Source organism: Vibrio sp. PBL-C16, from assembly GCF_034321865.1.
GTDB classification, from domain to species: Bacteria; Pseudomonadota; Gammaproteobacteria; order Enterobacterales; family Vibrionaceae; genus Vibrio; species Vibrio alginolyticus.
On the sequence record NZ_JAXLNY010000002.1, the window covers coordinates 2888550 to 2907184 of the forward strand.

Genomic DNA, 18635 nt, shown 5'->3' on the forward strand with positions numbered 1-18635 from the left:
CATTGCAACTAACGAGTAGTGCTATTTTTGTTCGGTGACTAACTCGGAAAGGTAACGTCCGTAATCATTTTTTTGCATCGGTTTTGCAATGGATAGTATCTGGTCTCTTGTTAACCACCCATTGCGCCACGCAATCTCTTCTAAACAGGCAACTTTAAGACCTTGAACATTTTCAATGGTTTGAACAAACGAAGAAGCTTCATGTAGGCTTTCATGCGTTCCAGTATCTAACCAAGCAAAGCCGCGCCCTAGTAATTGAACATTCAGGTCACCTTGCTCAAGGTACATTTGGTTTAGCGTCGAAATCTCTAATTCACCACGAGCTGAAGGTTTGACTTTTTTTGCCAATTCGACGACTCGGTTATCATAAAAATACAGCCCAGTGACAGCATAATTGGATTTAGGCTTTACTGGTTTTTCTTCAATCGAAATCGCCTGCATATTGGCATCAAATTCTACAACGCCAAATCGCTCAGGATCTTTAACCTGATAACCGAATACCGTCGCGCCACGGGTCTTCATCGCAGCTTGCTGAAGGATAGGTGTGAACCCTTGCCCATAAAAGATGTTGTCACCCAGCACCAAACATACTGAGTCATCGCCAATGAATTCTTCACCAATGATGAAGGCTTGAGCTAAGCCATCTGGGCTTGGTTGAATCGCGTATTGCAACTCAATGCCAAACTCTGAGCCATCACCTAATAGACGCTGAAAACCCTCCTGGTCTTCTGGCGTGGTGATGATCAAGATTTCACGAATGCCCGCAAGCATAAGTACTGACAACGGGTAGTAAATCATTGGTTTGTCATAAACCGGCAGTAACTGCTTAGAGACACCGCGTGTAATAGGGTAAAGGCGAGTGCCCGAGCCACCTGCTAAAATAATGCCTTTCATTATTCGCCCGCTCCTAATCGCTCTAAACTGTATGAACCATCAAGCACACGTTGCCACCATTGTGGGTTGTTTAGGTACCATTCGACGGTTTTGCGAATACCGCTTTCAAACGTTTCTTCTGGCGTCCAGCCAAGCTCTTGAGCAATCTTGGTGGCATCAATTGCGTAGCGCACATCATGACCAGGGCGATCTTTCACATACGTGATCAAAGATTCATAAGACTCTATCCCGGCAGGTTTGTTTGGTCGCAGCTCTTCAAGCAAAGCACAAATGGTTTTCACCACTTCGATGTTGGCTTTTTCGTTATGGCCACCAATGTTGTAGGTTTCACCGACTTCACCTTCGTTGACCACTTTGTACAGCGCGCGAGCATGGTCTTCCACAAACAGCCAATCTCGGATCTGCATACCATCACCATACACAGGCAACGGCTTGCCATCGAGGGCATTTAAAATCATCAGAGGGATCAACTTCTCTGGGAAGTGGTACGGGCCATAGTTGTTGGAGCAATTAGTGATAAGTGTTGGTAAGCCATAAGTACGTTGCCAAGCGCGAACCAGGTGATCGCTCGAAGCTTTAGATGCAGAATATGGGCTGCTCGGCGCGTATGAAGTGGTTTCGGTGAACAAATCATCCGTTCCCTCTAAATCACCATACACTTCATCCGTAGAAATATGATGAAAACGGAATGCCGATTGGCGCGCTTCATCTAAGCCCGACCAATATTGACGAGCCGCTTCAAGCAAATGGTAAGTGCCCATCACGTTGGTCTCAATAAAAGCAGCAGGACCATCAATAGAGCGATCGACATGAGACTCAGCCGCCAAATGCATCACCTTATCGGGTTGATGCTCTGAAAACACGCGATCTAGTTCAGCTCGGTCACAGATATCCACTTGCTCGAAGTAGTAACGTTCACTCTCTGAGACATCAACCAGTGATTCTAGATTCCCTGCGTAGGTCAGTTTATCTAAATTGATGACGGTATCTTGGGTGTCACGAATGATATGTCGGACAACAGCTGAGCCAATGAAGCCTGCTCCACCGGTTACTAATATTTTCATTACAAATGTTACCTACGTTAATTTTTGTGCCATCAGATACACATGAATACTTTATGATTATTGTAGTTTATAGACTCACTCGAGCATCGTTAGACTCAAGAAGGCTTACTTAGAGCAATTAATATAAAATGATAAAAAACTCAATTAAGATTGAGAAGCATAACCGTCCTGAAAATGTTCAAAATCGGATTCTTGCCAAATAATCTGTCGCTTTAAACGCTCTTTATTAAATGAACGCAGAAGTCTATTTAGATTTTGATGCTTCCAGTCACCAGAAGTTTCAAAACGACACTTATCAAAATCGATAATCCATACCTTATCTTTGTCGTCGATCAAGATATTGTGGATATTCAAATCGGTATGGTTAACGCCAACCTGATGCATCTTGGCAATTTCTTGCCCTATTTTCTGATACATTTCTACCGATAAAGACTGTTCTTGCAAGATACTAACCAGATCTCTGGCGTTTGGGATTCGCTCACTTAATAAATCAGCTTGATAGAAGAGTCCTGACTTTACGGCTCTTGCTGCAATAGGACGAGGAACGTGCACCCCAGCCTCAATTAGCGCCAACAAAAGCTGAAACTCTTGCGCACAACGGGTGTTATCCCAGCCAGAGAACCAATAATGATCGTTAACTAACTTCCCAAACAAACCGCCACGACGGTAATGACGTAGTGCCGCTTGCATGTTCTCTAGTTGGATAAACCATGTCGTGCCTCGCCCCGTCGCACTGCCAACCACCTTGTCGGAGGACTGCCAGTATTCCTCATAAAATATCGGTTGGCTAGGGTCTGTAATGATCTCGTCATCAAACCAGATCACTTGGTTGTTGTTTTTATACTGTTGAATCATACGCTCACCCTCTAGCCTAAATACCGGCTGGCTAATATATACAACCAAGTAAATGCAGCAAACGCCAAAGCAACCATAACGGCAGCAGAGCCTATATCTTTAGCTCGACCACTGAGTTCATGCCGTTCAATACCGATACGATCAACCACTGCCTCAATCGCTGAGTTTACAAGCTCTACAATCAAGACTAATACCACGACCCCGATCATTAAGATACGCTCAACCATGCCGACATCCACTAGCCAAGCCAAAATCACGGCGATACTCAACAGAGCCAACTCTTGTCGAATGGCAGCTTCATGCTTAAAAGCCGCTTTTAATCCTTGGATCGAATAACCCGTCGCTTTAACGATACGCTTTAGCCCGGTGTTACCCGGCTTGCCAGATTCTTGCGATTGATGTGGTGTTGTCTTTGACATTGCAGAACACTTATCAGTACTTAGCTATATTCGAGCCGTGTATTTTACATTTATTGGGGATGTCTGCATAATTTACCTGCCTCTATTCATCGAATCAGACAATAATTATGTTCACTTCTGCCCCATCGTCACTATGCGTCTTGCGCTTGTCCGCTATCGGAGACGTTTGCAATACTATCGCCACCATTCAAGCTATTCAGAAACACTGGCCTTCGACCCAGATTACCTGGATAACGGGTAAACTTGAAGCCCAGTTATTAGCCGCCATCGATGGTGTAGAAGTGATTGTTTTTGATAAAAAAGCGGGACTTGATGGCTACAAATCACTTTGGCGACAGCTGAAAGGCAGAGAGTTTGATGCGCTATTGCATATGCAGTACGCGATTCGAGCGAGTGTCGCAACGTTGGGCATTAAAGCAAAATACAAACTTGGTTTCTCTTCTGATAGAAGCCAGGACTTTCAAACACTATTTACCAATGTCAAAGTGCCTTCCCCGCAATCTCTGCATGTCGCAGATGGCTTAATGGCCTTTGCCCATCAAATTGGGGTACCAAAGGCAGGACTAGACTGGGTACTTTCTTATTCAGACCACGACCAAGCTTGGGCAGAGTCTCATATTTCTCGTAGTAAACCTAACCTGCTGATTGTGCCTGGTGCGAGCAAAGCTTATAAAAACTGGAACGCGGAAGGTTATGTGGATGTGATTCATCACGCCAGAGCAAAAGGCTGGAACGTGATTCTGGCAGGCAGCCCTGCTCAGGTAGAATTGGATCTGGCAGAAGCCATTCAATCTCGCTTGGAAGAACCGTGTCTAAATTTAGTTGGACAAAGTTCAATTCTGCAAATGCTTGCGTTAATAGATAAGGTTGAAATGGTCATCGCCCCCGATACCGGACCAGCACACATGGCGAATGCCATGAAAACGCCAATCATCGGGCTCTATGCACACCATAATCCGCTGCGAGTGGGACCTTACCGCTACCTAAAATACGTTGTCTCAGTGTATGAAGAAACGATCTTTGCGGAAACAGGTAAAAACAGTCACGAGTTAAGCTGGCGAACTCGCGCTAAAGATGAAACGGCAATGAACCGCATTACCAGCACTCAAGTAATGAGCATGTTCGATCAAGTCTTAGAAGATTTGTATCCTCAATACCAGTAAACTTACTGTCTTGATTTGTTAAGAAGGAAATGACCTTGTCCAAACCAACCTTAGCCGTTGCCTTAATTGTAAAAAATGAAGAGAAGCACTTACAAGCTTGTCTAGACACAGTAAAAGATTGGGTCGATGAGATTGTCCTTCTAGACTCGGGCAGCACCGATCGCACCGAAGAAATCGCCCGACAATACACAGATAAGTTTTACACCAATCTAGATTGGCCAGGATTCGGTAAACAGCGCCAACTGGCGCAGCAATACGTTACGGCAGACTACGTTTTGTGGCTTGATGCGGACGAACAAGTCACTCCAGAGCTAAAAGAAAGTATCTTACACGCGGTATCAGCCAATAAGCCGAACGTTTTATACAAACTTAATCGACTAAGCTCAGCGTTTGGTAAGTTCATCTACCATTCTGGTTGGTCTCCAGACTGGATTGTGCGCTTATATCGCACCGAATATACACAATATAATGATTCGCTCGTTCATGAAAAAGTTGATGAGAAAAACTATCAAACTGAAAAACTGGATGGTCGACTGCATCACTACACTTACGAGCACCTGCATCATTACATCAATAAAACCACTGGCTACCTCAAGGCCTGGACAGATGAACGGGAAGGTAAAAAGAAAGCGGGGTTAACGACCGCTATCGTTCACGCTCTTGCGAGCTTTTTGAAGATGTATGTGCTCAAACGAGGTTTCCTTGATGGCAAACATGGCTTCATTCTAGCTTGGCTAAGCATGCACTCTACTTTTGTAAAATACATCGATCTCTACTTACGTGAACAGGCAAGAAAATCATGAAAACGACTTTAATTATCACCACTTACAACTGGAAAGAAGCATTAAAAGCGGTGTTAGAAAGCGTGAAACGTCAAACCGTTTTGCCTGACGAAGTCATTGTTGCAGATGATGGCTCTCGAGAAGACACCAAAGCAATGGTTGACCAAATGCGTGAAGGTTTTCCGGTTCCACTGATTCATAGTTGGCACGAGGATAATGGCTTTCAGCTTTCAATGAGCCGCAACCGTGCGATCGCCAAAGCATCAGGTGACTACCTCATCATGATTGATGGCGACATGGTGCTGTCCCAAACGTTTATTGAATCACATAAGCAAGTCGCAAAACCAAATTGGTTTGTGCAGGGTGGACGTGTGTTAACGGATGAAAGCTGCAGCAAGGCCATCATGGAAAACGGCTTAGTGCCTTCCATTTTCAGCAAAGGCATTCGCAATCGTAAAAACTGCATCACCAACGCCTTGCTATCGAAATGGTTCTCTTACGAGCGGAATAACGATAAAGCCACTCGCGGTTGCAACATGGCATTTTGGCGACAAGATGTCATCGAGGTGAATGGCTTCAACCAAGATTTTGTTGGATGGGGACGCGAAGACAGCGAGTTTGTTCATCGCATGTTGAATGCGGGTAAGTCACGTCTTTACCTAAAATTCGCAGGTGTAGGCTACCACTTGTACCACGTAGAAAACTCTCGTGCGTCACTCGGACAAAATGATGAGATTTTAGAGAACACCATTAAAAACAAGCTTAAACGCTGTGAGAATGGTGTTGATCAATTTCTAGAAGCTTAAGATTATAAAAAAGGGGCGTTTCGCCCCTTTTTTATTGTTGCTGAGATAAAGCGAAGTACTTATCGGCAACCATCAATGAGATCAAACGCTCTTTACGTTTATCTTTGAACTGCTCAACCCACTGGTGCGCATTTTCAATGATCGCTAATGCTTCTTGCTCATTCGCTAGGTAATAATCCATCTTTTCGGGTAAATCAGAATAGTCATCCTTCACTTCAACATAGTGGACGCCTGCCTCTAACTTACCTTCCATAAACCAAGTCTCATATTTTGGCTTTGACATAATAACCAAGGAGTTAGACGACATAGCCCACTTAAGGTTGGTGGCCACATCATTGCCTTCTATACAGAGCAAAAACTTATACTGCAGTTGCTCTTCAATACTCATAAAGCCCTTTTCCCATGGTTTCCCTTCTACCGGGCGGGTCTGGCCAATATTGCATTGCGGATGGTTGTAAAACGCATGAATCACCTTTTTACGATGCGGCTGAAAACCCACGCCGCGCCACGCTACCATGTCCTTTTTATCTTGATAGCGAACAGGATCATCAATAAATTTAAAATGACGAACTTGATTAAGTTTCAACACCACTGAATTTTGGTTGTTACCAAAAATAGGGCGGCTTTTTATAAAGCTCGGTACATTGGGGATGTGTGTAACATCGCCGTTGATGTAGTTAAACGCAAAACTGGAAGGGAAATAGCGTACAACTTGGCGAAGATCGAAAAAATACGTCCAGCCTTTCGTTTTTTTGAATGTATCGATGGTCGAGTAACTTTGTTCTCGGCTATCAACTGAAAACGGCGTTTCACACTTATTGTAATAGTTCACCCGCTCAATACAGCGTTGCTGCTCTGCTTCGGTCAGATTCGAAAGTAAACGCTTGGCTTGTGCTCGATATACAAAGCGAGGGATAAGTATCGAGAGAGCGTTTGAGAAATAATAAGGGAACTTACTGTCTTTCATTGAGTTTTTCCCCAATCGCGATGGCTACTGGCTTGGGAACGAATTGTTCGATACTTCCGCCATGAATCGCTACTTCTCTCACGATAGTCGACGATAAAAACGCAAACTCTTCTTCAGGAGTTAAAAATACGCTCTCGATTCCTGGTAATAGCTTTCGGTACATGTTGGTCAGTCCAAACTCGTATTCAAAGTCTACCGTTGTTCGTAAACCACGAATAAGAACCTTAGCTTTCTCATTTCTCGCGAAATCCACTAATAACCCGGAGAACCCCTTTACCGTCACACCAGGTAAATGCGCTACAACGTCCTGCATCAGTGCAACGCGCTCTTCCAATAAAAACATAGTGTTCTTCGATGGGCTTGCGGCTACGCCAATCACAACCTCATCAAACATTTCGTGAGTACGTTCTATTAGATTGAGGTGACCATTAGTCACTGGATCAAAAGTGCCCGGATAAATGACTTTCATATAATTTACTAAGTTATTCGAAACTGATTGAATTATTGAGGCTCGAACGCAAGATTACAACAACTTAAGCTCGATAATAGCTCGACTTACTTCTGACACTCACTACAAAAGAAGGTATTACGTTGGCCAATCTTTAGCTCTTGAAGTCGTTCGCCGCACTCTGGGCATGGCTCTCCTGCTTTTCCGTAAACCAATAACTCTTGTGCAAAGTAACCCGGCTTTCCATCGGCTTGCGCAAAATCTTTCAGCGTAGTCCCACCTTGCGTAATGGCAATCTCAAGTGTCATTTTGATATTTTCAACAAGTAACCCCCACTCTTGAGAAGTCAACTTACCTGCGGGCCTTGAAGGGTGAATTCGAGATTTAAACAACGACTCATTCGCGTAGATATTTCCGACACCAACCACGACTTTGTTGTCCATGATGAACTGCTTGACGGCGACACGCTTATTTTTAGCTTTCTCCGCTACATATTCCGCATTGAACTCTTCAGTTAAAGGCTCAGGCCCCATGTTTGCTAGCACAGCATGTGACTCGCCAGGAGCACACCACAGCCATGCCCCAAAACGACGCGGATCGTTATAACGCAGTATTTTTCCACTGCTTAGTTTGAGATCCACATGATCGTGCTTTGCTGGCGGAAAGTCAGCATCTAGGACACGTAAAGACCCCGACATGCCCAAGTGAACAATGGCTGTACCTGTGTTTGTCTCAATCAGTAAGTATTTCGCACGACGGCTAATCGCACGGATCACCTGCCCTTCCAATTTTTTAAGCTCTGTAGGAATATCCCAGCGCAATTTAGGCGTTCGAAAAGTAAACGACTGGATCGTTTGTCCAACCATGTGGGGGCTAATTCCCATACGACTGACTTCAACTTCTGGCAACTCAGGCATTAGATTCTCCAATTCACCGGCTAATAGTTCTCGCTGCTAGCATAATCGAAAAGAAAAACGATAAATAGGGAAGCTTATTAGGGGTATAGGCGCAAAAAGGCTCTACTCTGGCATAAGGTAGTTTTCATCGACGGAGATAGCGACCCATTTGTCTTGCCAGGTTTTAAATAGCCAAAAATCAGGTAAACGAAAGAAAGTCACCCGCTGCGGCTCTTCGAGATCCTGATACCAAACTTCTACCGTTTCAGGTACCGCCAAGTTAGGTTTTAAATGATCGTACTGTTCTGAGGTAAGCTCGGTCCCTTCCAATGATTGCCAGCGTGATACAAGTTCACTGATCGGTGCATCAACTTTGATGTTGGATTGCCACCGTCCATCATGCAGCTCGAACTCCCAGCCACTATAGTACAAAGACTCCACCGTATAGTCGGAGCGAAGTACATTTGGGTAAGGGTCTGCTTGATCTGTTAATAGGTAAGTCTTGATCCACATTGGCGCATTTAAGATCACTATAAATGCGATAATGCCCAGAATAAGAATATTGTTCCATCGGCGGCGACGAGCCGGACTCACACGCATAACCATCTCTACTCTCTTATCGTTATGAGTAAATTACCAAAGAGTATTGAGCTTGACTAGAACAACGGTGTGCAAGTGTGTAGGGAAGTTGTAACTAAGCGGCAGAGAGCGATCAATCAAAAATTCGAGTATAGAGTCGGACCAGTAAAATAACTTCAGCAGTGCCTTATAACCCGATGACGTACTGAACCTTTTCTTCAGCACTTTTATTCACGTAATAAAAAACCCAACTCGAAAGTTGGGTTTTTCAATTCATCAAAGAGACTGAAACCAATTATTTGATTTTTGCTTCTTTGTACATAACGTGCTGGCGAACTACTGGATCAAACTTTTTGATCTCAAATTTGCCTGGCATGTTACGCTTGTTCTTATCAGTTGTGTAGAAGTGGCCTGTACCTGCAGAAGATACTAGACGGATTTTCTCACGAACGCCTTTCTTTGCCATTGCTTATTTCCTCTTAAACGTTTTCGCCACGTGCACGCATGTCTGCAAGAACAGTATCAATACCTTTCTTGTCGATGATGCGCATACCTTTAGCAGATAGACGTAGTTTAACAAAACGTTTTTCGCTCTCTACCCAGAAACGATGAGTTTGTAGGTTCGGCAGAAAACGACGCTTAGTAGCATTTCGTGCGTGTGAACGGTTGTTACCCGTTACTGGACGCTTACCAGTTACTTGGCATACTCGTGACATGAATGTCTTCTCCAAAATCGTTTCAGCTCGATATCAACCTTGGTGGCCGAACCTCTCTATCTCTCGAAAAGAAGTTAGAGGTTAAGAACCGCTATGGAAAATCCATACAAGGCTATCAAAGGTCGCGCATTATACTAACTTGATATGCATTGCTCAAGACCCGAACAGATCCTTTTTACAGGTTTTCGTGATCTTTTTTTAGACAGCAGATTTTTTTAGCAGTCCAAGCTGAATTCAGTTAAAAATTTAGTGGCGTGGATGATAGCAGATTTTTAGCAACTAACAACCTAAAAAACGCACAGTTATATCCAGCCTCTTTCAGCAAAAGAGACACTTTCCCCATCTCCGATGACGAAATGGTCCAAAATACGAATATCCACCAATGCTAATGCGTCGGTGAGACGCCTTGTAATCCTTCTGTCAGCTTGGCTCGGCTCAGCGACGCCTGAAGGATGATTGTGCGCTAGAATCAAAGCCGCCGCGTTATGATGCAGAGCACGCTTGACGACTTCTCTCGGATACACCGACGCTGCATCCAACGTTCCTTCAAATAAAATTTCATCTTTTATCACTCGGTGCTGGTTATCGAGAAAAAGAATATAAAAAGCCTCTCTTTGCCGATCCCTTAAAATAGAAGACAGATATAACTTAGTTTGGTCGGGGCTGGTTAAGGCATCACCACGCTTTAGCGTCTCCGCCAAGTAACGTTGTGTCATTTCTAGTACCGCTTGCAACTGAACATACTTGGCTTGCCCCAATCCTTTGTGACGACAAAACTCTTCTTCTGATGCTGAAAATAGTTGTCTGAGCGAACCAAAGTCTTGAATAAGGAAGTCTGCAAGCTCAATCACGTTCATTCCGCGGGTGCCTGTGCGCAAGAAGATGGCCAGTAGCTCAGCATCGGTCAAAGCTTGCGGCCCTCGTTGCAGTAGCTTCTCTCTGGGCATGGACTCATTTGGCAAAGCTTTCAGTATCATCTGATGTCTCTTTATATGGAAAGTGTCCCTATTCCACAAAACAAAAAGCGAAAGTCGAGTATGACTTTCGCTTTCTTCGTACCATCAGTGCTTTCCATGCAACTTAACAGTTCATCAGAGTTTAAAGTTGCCAACCAAGCCGTGAATTTCCGTTCCAGACTGTGATAGCTGCGTGCTGATTGACTCGGCATGCTGCAACGTCTCATTAATGTTGTTCACGATCTGTTGAATAGCTACTAAGTTTTGGTTGATGTCTTCTGCAACCGCACTTTGTTCTTCTGCGGCAGACGCGGTTTGAATACCCATATCTCGAATGGTTCCGATAGAATGATGAACACCAGAAAGAGATTGCTGAATGAGCGCTGATTCTTCAACCGTTTTGACACCTCGTTTTTGGCTCACCGACATCGTACTGACCGCTCTTGACACACCATTTTGTAGCTGCTTGAGCATGTCGCCAATTTCATGAGTACTATTTTGCGTACGACTGGCTAACGAGCGCACTTCATCCGCAACGACGGCAAACCCTCGACCTTGCTCACCGGCTCTAGCCGCTTCAATCGCCGCATTTAGGGCCAACAAATTCGTTTGCTCGGCTATCTCGCCAATCACATCCAGCACTTTGGTTATTTTTTCGGTCTGTAAACTCAACTCAGAAATTGCATCTGACGTGCTGTCTATCTCCGTCACGAGTTCGGTAATGCCTTCTATTGCTTGCTCGACCTCATGCTGAGCGGCGGTGACTTGACTGTTGGCATCGTCAATTGCCTGCGCGGTCGCATTGGTATTGCTGGCTACTTCTTTGGCAGTCATGCTCATTTGCGTCACTGCCGTCACGACTTTGTCCGTCTCTAAACAGTGATCCTGCATTTGACCGCTCGCTTGGCTGGTCTGAGTGTTCAGGCTTTGAGAAACGGTCTGTACTGTCGTCGCAGAGCGATGAATGTCCTGCATCAGTGGGTGCAGCTTATCCATAAACTCATTAAACGCGGCCGCCACTTCACCGACTTCATCCTGACTTTCGACTTTTAAACGAGCCGTTAAGTCACCGCCGCCTGCGGCAACATCTTTTAATGAAGCCGCGACATGTTGTAATGGCTGAATGCCTTTAGACACCACGATACTGGTGAGAACACTGGTAATGATCAATCCAATAACGGAAATCAACACGGCAGATAACGTATGCTCTTTTAGCTCTTGAGTCTTTAACTCTCTGTGCATCGCAACTTGCTGGTCGATGTCATCAATATAAACGCCAGTACCTAAAACCCAGTCCCATTTCGATAGATATTCTGCATAGCCCAACTTAGGCGCTTGTGCGTCAATGGTCGGTTTATGCCACGAGAAATAGAGGAACCCATCCCCTTTTTGAGAAGCGTCAATCAAGCCCGCAATAACTGCGACCCCATTTTCATCTTTTAAGTCGTAAAGGTTTTTACCCTCTAATGCAGGTTTGATGGCGTGCAACGTATTCACACCTTGAGAGTCGTAGGCAAAAAAGTAGCCATCGCTTTCAAAGCGCATGGCTTTCAGAATTTCTTTTGCTGCCTCTTTATTACTTCCATTTACATCCGTGTCGTATAACGGTTTTATCGCCGTCACGCCCATCATCATATAGGCTTGTAACTCTTTCTTTTTCGTTTCGATGAGCTCTTGCCTGTCTCTTGCCAGCTCCGCTTCCAAACTTTTACTGCTGTTGATGTAATACACCACTGAGATCAACGTGGTGATCAACAACAGCGGAATTAGGGTTATCAGCAGCAATTTGTTTCGACTTTTCAACACCATGGTTTCCACTACCTCTTTTTCTTTTCAGACTTGCAAACTCCGCGCAACTTGTCTGTGAGGTAGGCGAGAATTTTCCCTTCCTCGGTCAGATTAATACTCTGGAGTTTGATGTGAATTATCTTCTCGTTATATATGCTCGGGCGGTCAGACTTTGAATTGTGTTAAAATCCGGTCATCAAATTGGAGATCTCACATGCAAACACTAGCAGGAAAGAAAATTCTACTCGGCATCAGTGGCGGTATTGCCGCGTATAAATGTGCGGAGCTAACCCGTCGCCTCATAGAGAGAGGAGCGCAAGTTCAAGTTGTAATGACGAAAGCCGCAAAAGAGTTCATTACCCCTTTAACCATGCAAGCCGTTTCGGGCCGTCCTGTCTCGGACAGTTTACTAGACCCAGCAGCGGAAGCCTCTATGGGTCATATTGAATTGGCCAAATGGGCAGATTTAGTGCTATTAGCGCCAGCGACCGCGGACTTAATCGCACGCATGTCCGCAGGCATGGGGAACGATTTACTTACTACGCTCGTGCTCGCGACGGATTCCCCTGTTGCTGTTTCTCCTGCGATGAATCAACAGATGTATCGCAATATCGCAACCCAAGAGAACATCGCTACGTTAGCGCGTCGTGGTATGCACATCTGGGGCCCTGCGGCAGGAGAGCAAGCCTGTGGTGATGTAGGACCAGGTCGAATGCTGGAACCAATGCAGCTAGTACATCTATGTGAACAGTTCTTTCAACCAAAATTGCTAGAAGGTAAGTCGATACTCATTACCGCCGGACCAACTCGCGAAGCGATTGATCCAGTGCGTTACATTACTAACCATAGCTCTGGGAAAATGGGCTATGCATTGGCGAGCGCCGCAGCGCAGATGGGAGCAAAAGTCACCCTCGTGAGCGGTCCTGTCAGTTTAAATACGCCCGTAGGTGTTGAGCGCATAAATGTTTCCAGTGCACAAGAGATGCACGAAGCCGTTATGACACATGCAAACAGGCATGATGCGTTTATTAGCTGCGCTGCCGTTGCCGACTACCGCCCACAAACGATCGCGTCTCAAAAGTTGAAAAAGACAGAAGACAACGACGAAATGGTCATTAATATGGTTAAAAATCCTGATATTGTTGCATCTGTGGCAGCAATGACGGAGAAGCGTCCGTTTACCGTCGGTTTTGCGGCTGAAACCAATGATGTAGAGACCTATGCTCGAGGCAAGTTAACAAAGAAAAACCTCAATATGATCTGTGCAAACGACGTTTCGGTTGCAGGGCAAGGATTTAACAGCAACGACAACGCGATTACCCTTTACTGGCCTGAAGGTGAACTTGCGCTCGCTTTAGAATCAAAAGAAGCATTGAGCTTTAAAATTCTCGAAAAAATGCATCAATTGATGTAACTAACGTTTGAAAACCCTGCCAATTTTTTACAAAAGCTGGCATAAATTTGGTACAAAAATGACAACTAAGGGTGTTAAATCTCCCATTCCACCCTTAGTGGTCTAGTTTGAGGCGAAATAGCGTCTTATAATCCCCTCCGCTCAACTTTGTATTTTGAAAGGAAGTAACTAATGGCCGGCAGTAAAAAATCCAACCGTCGTGAAGAGATCTTACAAGCATTGGCAGAAATGCTTGAATCAACAGATGGCGCTTCACGCATTACTACGGCAAAACTGGCCAAGCAAGTCGGCGTTTCAGAAGCCGCGCTGTATCGTCATTTCCCAAGTAAAGCGCGCATGTTCGAAGGGTTGATTGAGTTCATTGAAGAAGCCTTGATGACACGCATCAACCGTATTCTAGACGACGAAAAAGATACACTAGAGCGTATTCGTATGGTGATGCACCTTATTTTGGCGTTCTCTGAACGTAACCCAGGTCTGACACGCATTTTGTCGGGTCATGCTCTAATGTTTGAAAATGAACGTCTACGTGAACGCATCAATCAACTCTTTGAGCGTATAGAAACACAATTGCGCCAAATCCTGCGTGAACGTAAGATTCGTGAAGGGAAGTCTTTCCCTGTCGAAGAGCGCATCCTAGCCGCGCAAATTCTGGGACAAGTTGAGGGGAGCCTAAACCGCTTTGTGCGTAGCGACTTTAAATACCAGCCGACTGCAAACTTTGACGAGTACTGGGCGCTTTTGAGTGCACAAATAAAGTAAAAGACTATGAGTAAAGACAAATACACGCAGCCCGAGTTTTCTCTTTCACTTCTTCACCCTCGTAACTGGGGCGTATGGCTTGGTTTTGGTCTGTTGGCCATCCTCGTCAATATTCTTCCTTATCGGCTGCTGCTTTCATTAGGTCGTTCACTCGGTAAATTTGGCATGCGCTACGGTAAAAAGCGTGTCCACGTTGCTCAGCGTAACTTAGAATTGGCCTTTCCAGACAAAACACCTGAAGAGATTCAACATATTGTTGAAGAGAACTTCAAAAATACCGGTATGGCACTGATAGAAACCGGAATCACTTGGTTCTGGCCGACTTGGCGCTTTAAAAACCTGATCGTCGAGAAAGATCTCGGCGCACTGCGTGAAAAAGCCAAAGAAGGTAAAGGCGTCCTACTTTGTTGTGTCCATGCTCTTAATCTAGAGATCACTGCGCGTGCTTTCGCCGTGTTAGGCGTGGCCGGGTACGGCGCGTTTCGTCCGCATAATAATCCTGCTTATAACTTTATCCAGTATTGGGGACGGACACATAACGGCAATAAACTGATTGATCGTAAAGATGTAAAAAAGATGATTCGTGTTTTACGCAGCGGTGAGCGTCTGTTCTATTTACCGGATCACGATTACGGTCGCAAAAAATCAGTATTTGTGCCCTTCTTTGCCGTAGACGATGCGTGTACGACAACAGGCACGAGCATTCTGGCGTATACCTCAAAATGTGCGATCATCCCAGGCTCAGGGTTTCGCAATGACGAAGGAAAGTACGACATCATCGCCGATAAGTGCATTGAAGCCGATTATCCACAAAAAGACGAAGTCGCCGCTGCCGCTTATATGAACAAGTATGTGGAAGAAGTCATTCTACGCGCTCCAGAGCAATGGATGTGGCTCCATAAACGCTATAAAACCATGCAAGATGAGCATGTCGAGAAAGGCATTCGCTATAAGTAAGTGGTCAAGGCGATGAATCCAAAAACAAAAAAGGGCAGATGAATATCCATCTGCCCTTTTTACTTTTTCAGAAAAAGTAACCAATTAAATGCCGTATTCTGTGCGGTATGCTTTGACTGCTTCTAGATGCTCTTTGTCTGTGCCTTTCTCTTCAAGGAAAGTCACAAGATCAGTCAGGCTAACGATCGAGATGATTGCACAACCAAAGTCACGCTCCACTTCTTGGATCGCAGACAGTTCACCTTTGCCTTTTTCTTGGCGGTCAATCGCAACCAACACACCAGCAAGGTCTGCGCCATTTGCTTGAATGATTTCCATCGATTCACGAATCGCAGTCCCTGCTGTGATTACGTCATCCACTAGCATGATGCGACCTTCAAGCGCAGAGCCTACAAGGTTACCGCCTTCGCCGTGATCTTTCGCTTCTTTACGGTTGAAGCAGTAAGGCGTGTCGACGTCATGATGATCCGCCAGCGCGACTGCTGTTGTCGTCGCGATTGGGATACCTTTGTACGCCGGGCCAAACAGCACATCAAACTCAATGCCTGAATCAGCGAGCGCTGCTGCGTAAAAACGACCAAGACGCGCTAGGTCACGACCAGTATTGAAAAGACCAGCGTTAAAGAAGTACGGGCTTTTACGGCCAGATTTCAAAGTAAACTCACCAAACTTAAGAACTTCTTTCTCAAGTGCAAACTCAATAAATTCACGCTGGTATGCTTTCATTATTTTCTCTCTATGTCCTTGGTTTCTTGTGTCTCTTCTCGACAATCATTCATTTCTCTATTGTCGAGATAAAAAAATAGCCCCCATAATGGGAGCTATTTAAATCAATTGGCTAACGCCGCCTTCTGCGCTGCGACAATTTCCGTAATGCCGACTTTCGCCGACTCTAGCAGAGCCATCAGCTGCTCGTGACTGAACGGTTCACCTTCTGCGGTGCCCTGAATTTCAATCATCTTGCCTTCTTCGGTCATTACTACGTTCATGTCTGTGTCTGCCGCTGAATCTTCAACGTATTCAAGATCACACAATACTTCGTCGCCTAGTAAGCCGACAGAAACTGCCGCTACGTGGCCTTTCATTGGGTTTGCTTTTAGCTTGCCGCTATCTACTAGGTGTTGGAACGCATCGGCCATTGCAACACTTGCGCCGCTGATGGATGCAGTACGCGTACCACCGTCTGCTTGGATAACGTCACAGTCAACGGTGATCATGAACTCACCCATGGCTTTTAGATCGACAACAGCACGTAGGCTTCGCGCGATAAGACGCTGAATTTCCATCGTACGGCCGCCTTGTTTGCCACTTGCCGCTTCACGACGAGTACGCGAATGTGTTGCTCGAGGTAGCATGCCGTATTCAGCTGTAACCCAGCCTTTACCTTGACCTTTTAGCCAACGTGGCACAGATTCTTCGACGGTCGCATTACACAACACTTTGGTGTTACCGAACTCAACTAGCACTGACCCTTCAGCGTAAGCTGTGTAGTTACGAGTAATTTTGATAGGGCGAACTTGATCCGCCTTGCGATCGTTTGGACGCATGGGCATCTACCTTAAATATGAGGAGAAGACGATTTGGTTGGGCGAAGATTATAACGGAATCGATTCCGGATTCATAGGTTACGCATCTGGCACAACATAAACAATCCATACATCCCGCGCACCTATCGACGCAGCGTGATACACTCTTGAAGTAATTTTCAAAAAATGAAGACAGGAAAATTCGATGATTTACAGTATGACAGCGTATGCACGCAAAGAAGTAAAAGGCGATTGGGGTTCTGCGGTATGGGAAATCCGCAGCGTGAACCAGCGTTATTTAGAAACATACTTCCGCATGCCAGAGCAATTTCGCGGGTTAGAGCCCGTTTTACGTGAGCGTTTTCGTAAGCGCTTAGCGCGAGGCAAAGTAGAATGTAATCTACGCTTTGAAGCAAACCCTGCCGCAAAAGGTGAGCTTAGCATCAATGAAGCGCTTGCTAGCCAGGTAATTAAAGCCGCTGAACAAGTCATGCACATGACTGGTGAACTGAGCCGAATCAATCCATTTCAAGTCATGCAATGGCCGGGGGTAATGGAAACGCCAGAGCAAGACATGGATGCGGTAAATAAAGTGCTACTAGAAGCGTTTGATGGCGCAATGGATGAATTTATTGAAGCGCGCGCTCGTGAAGGCGAGAACATGAAGGCGCTAATTGAGCAACGCCTAGAAGCGATCACATCAGAAGTTGTGAAAGTGCGCGCACGCATGCCAGAAATACTAGAGTGGCAACGTGAGCGTCTGTTCTCTAAATTTGAAGATGCGAAAGTAGAGTTAGAACCATCTCGCGTTGAGCAAGAGCTAATCCTTCTGGCACAGAAATCAGACGTAGCAGAAGAGCTAGACCGTCTTGATTCTCACGTAAAAGAAACCACAAACATTCTGAAAAAAGGTGGCGCAGTCGGTCGTCGTCTGGACTTCATGATGCAAGAGTTCAACCGTGAATCGAACACGCTAGCGTCGAAATCCATCAGCACCGACATCACCGCATCGGGCGTTGAACTGAAAGTTCTAATTGAACAGATGCGTGAGCAGATCCAAAACATTGAATGATCTAAAAGTCATCGAGTATTGAAACAAAAAAGCCCCGCTAATACGGGGCTTTCTTTTATTCGTCTTTTTCCAAGGTACTGTTATCAACGTAGGGCCAATAATGATGTCCAATTCTGATCAGCAAAGTAGCCGCAGCCAAAATAAACGCAGCCAGAGATAACCACACAACCAAAACTGCATCCAGCTCTTTCATTCCGAGAGTGATATAGCGGGCGATTGCCATCATCGCGATATAGATAGGATAGCGTACCGGAATTTTACCGTTCATCACGAACTGCTGCACCATGGCGAGCACTTCCAGATAGATAAACATCAAAAGAATATCTGTGAGTAAGACACGCTTCTCTACAAATACGTGCACAAACTCTTGCATCATGGCGTACAACGTCGCCAAGGTAATAGAGACTAATAACACCGCCTCCAAAATATGGAAGATTTTCAGGAAAGGTCGACTAAAGGATTTCGGTAAATTCGACGGCATGGTCCATTATCCAAACAAAGAAAATAGGCCTTGAGTTTAGCATGCAACGATCTTCAATCAATCAGAATAAACATCAGTGCGAATCGACTC

22 protein-coding genes are annotated in these 18635 nt (G+C 45.2%); 7 read left to right on the forward strand and 15 right to left on the reverse strand.

The genetic code is table 11. The features are described from left to right. Positions 1-21: 21 nt before the first annotated feature. The 4 genes from rfbA to UQW94_RS21530 all read right to left on the reverse strand — a co-directional run bounded on the left by rfbA (position 22) and on the right by UQW94_RS21530 (position 3232). The gene (gene rfbA, locus UQW94_RS21515; protein WP_136976546.1) at positions 22-894 is read right to left on the reverse strand and encodes a glucose-1-phosphate thymidylyltransferase RfbA; all 873 of its coding nucleotides are present in this window, start codon (positions 892-894) and stop codon (positions 22-24) included. Then, a complete protein-coding gene (rfbB, locus tag UQW94_RS21520) occupies positions 894-1958 on the reverse strand; it encodes a dTDP-glucose 4,6-dehydratase (protein WP_322142547.1) in 1065 nt (354 codons plus the stop codon). Before rfbB ends, rfbA begins: the two co-directional genes overlap by 1 nt. 144 nt (positions 1959-2102) lie before the next feature. Next, positions 2103-2813 (reverse strand): 3-deoxy-D-manno-octulosonic acid kinase, encoded by a 711-nt coding sequence (locus UQW94_RS21525; RefSeq protein WP_167415625.1) that lies wholly within the window; start codon positions 2811-2813, stop codon positions 2103-2105. Between the two features lie 11 nt (positions 2814-2824). Further along, entirely contained in the window at positions 2825-3232 is a 408-nt protein-coding gene (locus UQW94_RS21530; RefSeq protein WP_005395798.1) for a diacylglycerol kinase, read from the reverse strand. Between the two features lie 107 nt (positions 3233-3339). On the opposite strand from UQW94_RS21530, the gene UQW94_RS21535 reads away from it, so the two are divergent. The 3 genes from UQW94_RS21535 to UQW94_RS21545 are packed head-to-tail and all read left to right on the forward strand — an operon-like array spanning position 3340 to position 5983. Continuing rightward, complete coding sequence (locus UQW94_RS21535) at positions 3340-4395, forward strand: glycosyltransferase family 9 protein (RefSeq protein ID WP_005384789.1); 1056 nt, start codon at positions 3340-3342, stop codon at positions 4393-4395. Between the two features lie 35 nt (positions 4396-4430). Then, positions 4431-5198 (forward strand): glycosyltransferase family 2 protein, encoded by a 768-nt coding sequence (locus UQW94_RS21540; RefSeq protein ID WP_047103887.1) that lies wholly within the window; start codon positions 4431-4433, stop codon positions 5196-5198. Continuing rightward, entirely contained in the window at positions 5195-5983 is a 789-nt protein-coding gene (locus UQW94_RS21545) for a glycosyltransferase family 2 protein (protein WP_005379421.1), read from the forward strand. Before UQW94_RS21540 ends, UQW94_RS21545 begins: the two co-directional genes overlap by 4 nt. Positions 5984-6014: 31 nt before the next feature. Here the strand turns inward: UQW94_RS21545 and UQW94_RS21550 are convergent, their stop codons facing one another. From UQW94_RS21550 to UQW94_RS21585, 8 genes are all read right to left on the reverse strand, one after another. After that, the gene (locus tag UQW94_RS21550; RefSeq protein WP_053303391.1) at positions 6015-6950 is read right to left on the reverse strand and encodes a glycosyl transferase family 90; all 936 of its coding nucleotides are present in this window, start codon (positions 6948-6950) and stop codon (positions 6015-6017) included. Further along, complete coding sequence (gene coaD, locus UQW94_RS21555) at positions 6937-7419, reverse strand: pantetheine-phosphate adenylyltransferase (RefSeq protein ID WP_167415624.1); 483 nt, start codon at positions 7417-7419, stop codon at positions 6937-6939. The genes UQW94_RS21550 and coaD overlap by 14 nt, the downstream gene beginning before the upstream one ends. A gap of 86 nt (positions 7420-7505) precedes the next feature. Beyond that, positions 7506-8315: a bifunctional DNA-formamidopyrimidine glycosylase/DNA-(apurinic or apyrimidinic site) lyase gene (mutM, locus tag UQW94_RS21560; RefSeq protein ID WP_053349744.1), complete on the reverse strand. Its 810-nt coding sequence runs from the start codon at positions 8313-8315 to the stop codon at positions 7506-7508. 102 nt (positions 8316-8417) lie between these two features. Continuing rightward, positions 8418-8894, reverse strand: a complete 477-nt coding sequence (locus tag UQW94_RS21565) for a hypothetical protein (RefSeq protein WP_025998646.1) — start codon at positions 8892-8894, stop codon at positions 8418-8420. Between the two features lie 274 nt (positions 8895-9168). Next, a complete protein-coding gene (gene rpmG / locus UQW94_RS21570; RefSeq protein ID WP_004410866.1) occupies positions 9169-9339 on the reverse strand; it encodes a 50S ribosomal protein L33 in 171 nt (56 codons plus the stop codon). 13 nt (positions 9340-9352) lie between these two features. Beyond that, positions 9353-9589, reverse strand: a complete 237-nt coding sequence (rpmB, locus tag UQW94_RS21575; protein WP_005384783.1) for a 50S ribosomal protein L28 — start codon at positions 9587-9589, stop codon at positions 9353-9355. A 302-nt stretch (positions 9590-9891) separates the two neighbouring features. Continuing rightward, positions 9892-10566, reverse strand: coding sequence for a RadC family protein (gene radC, locus UQW94_RS21580; RefSeq protein ID WP_025768320.1), 675 nt, complete (start codon positions 10564-10566; stop codon positions 9892-9894). Between the two features lie 114 nt (positions 10567-10680). Next, positions 10681-12354, reverse strand: a complete 1674-nt coding sequence (locus UQW94_RS21585; RefSeq protein WP_137281650.1) for a methyl-accepting chemotaxis protein — start codon at positions 12352-12354, stop codon at positions 10681-10683. A 193-nt stretch (positions 12355-12547) separates the two neighbouring features. On the opposite strand from UQW94_RS21585, the gene coaBC reads away from it, so the two are divergent. The 3 genes from coaBC to UQW94_RS21600 all read left to right on the forward strand — a co-directional run bounded on the left by coaBC (position 12548) and on the right by UQW94_RS21600 (position 15466). Next, complete coding sequence (gene coaBC, locus UQW94_RS21590; RefSeq protein ID WP_154204912.1) at positions 12548-13747, forward strand: bifunctional phosphopantothenoylcysteine decarboxylase/phosphopantothenate--cysteine ligase CoaBC; 1200 nt, start codon at positions 12548-12550, stop codon at positions 13745-13747. A 171-nt stretch (positions 13748-13918) separates the two neighbouring features. Further along, the gene (slmA, locus tag UQW94_RS21595; protein WP_005379386.1) at positions 13919-14509 is read left to right on the forward strand and encodes a nucleoid occlusion factor SlmA; all 591 of its coding nucleotides are present in this window, start codon (positions 13919-13921) and stop codon (positions 14507-14509) included. A 6-nt stretch (positions 14510-14515) separates the two neighbouring features. Next, entirely contained in the window at positions 14516-15466 is a 951-nt protein-coding gene (locus UQW94_RS21600) for a Kdo(2)-lipid IV(A) acyltransferase (protein ID WP_005384779.1), read from the forward strand. 84 nt (positions 15467-15550) lie between these two features. On the opposite strand, the gene pyrE is transcribed toward UQW94_RS21600, so the two are convergent. Further along, positions 15551-16192, reverse strand: coding sequence for an orotate phosphoribosyltransferase (gene pyrE / locus UQW94_RS21605; RefSeq protein WP_167415623.1), 642 nt, complete (start codon positions 16190-16192; stop codon positions 15551-15553). 104 nt (positions 16193-16296) lie between these two features. After that, on the reverse strand, positions 16297-17013 hold the full coding sequence (gene rph / locus UQW94_RS21610) for a ribonuclease PH (protein ID WP_031780917.1): 717 nt from the start codon (positions 17011-17013) through the stop codon (positions 16297-16299). 184 nt (positions 17014-17197) lie between these two features. Here rph and UQW94_RS21615 point away from each other — a divergent pair, with 184 nt between their 5' ends. Then, a complete protein-coding gene (locus UQW94_RS21615; RefSeq protein WP_151514496.1) occupies positions 17198-18064 on the forward strand; it encodes a YicC/YloC family endoribonuclease in 867 nt (288 codons plus the stop codon). A 55-nt stretch (positions 18065-18119) separates the two neighbouring features. On the opposite strand, the gene UQW94_RS21620 is transcribed toward UQW94_RS21615, so the two are convergent. Next, positions 18120-18545, reverse strand: a complete 426-nt coding sequence (locus UQW94_RS21620; RefSeq protein ID WP_025768316.1) for a phosphate-starvation-inducible protein PsiE — start codon at positions 18543-18545, stop codon at positions 18120-18122. Positions 18546-18635 lie beyond the last annotated feature (90 nt).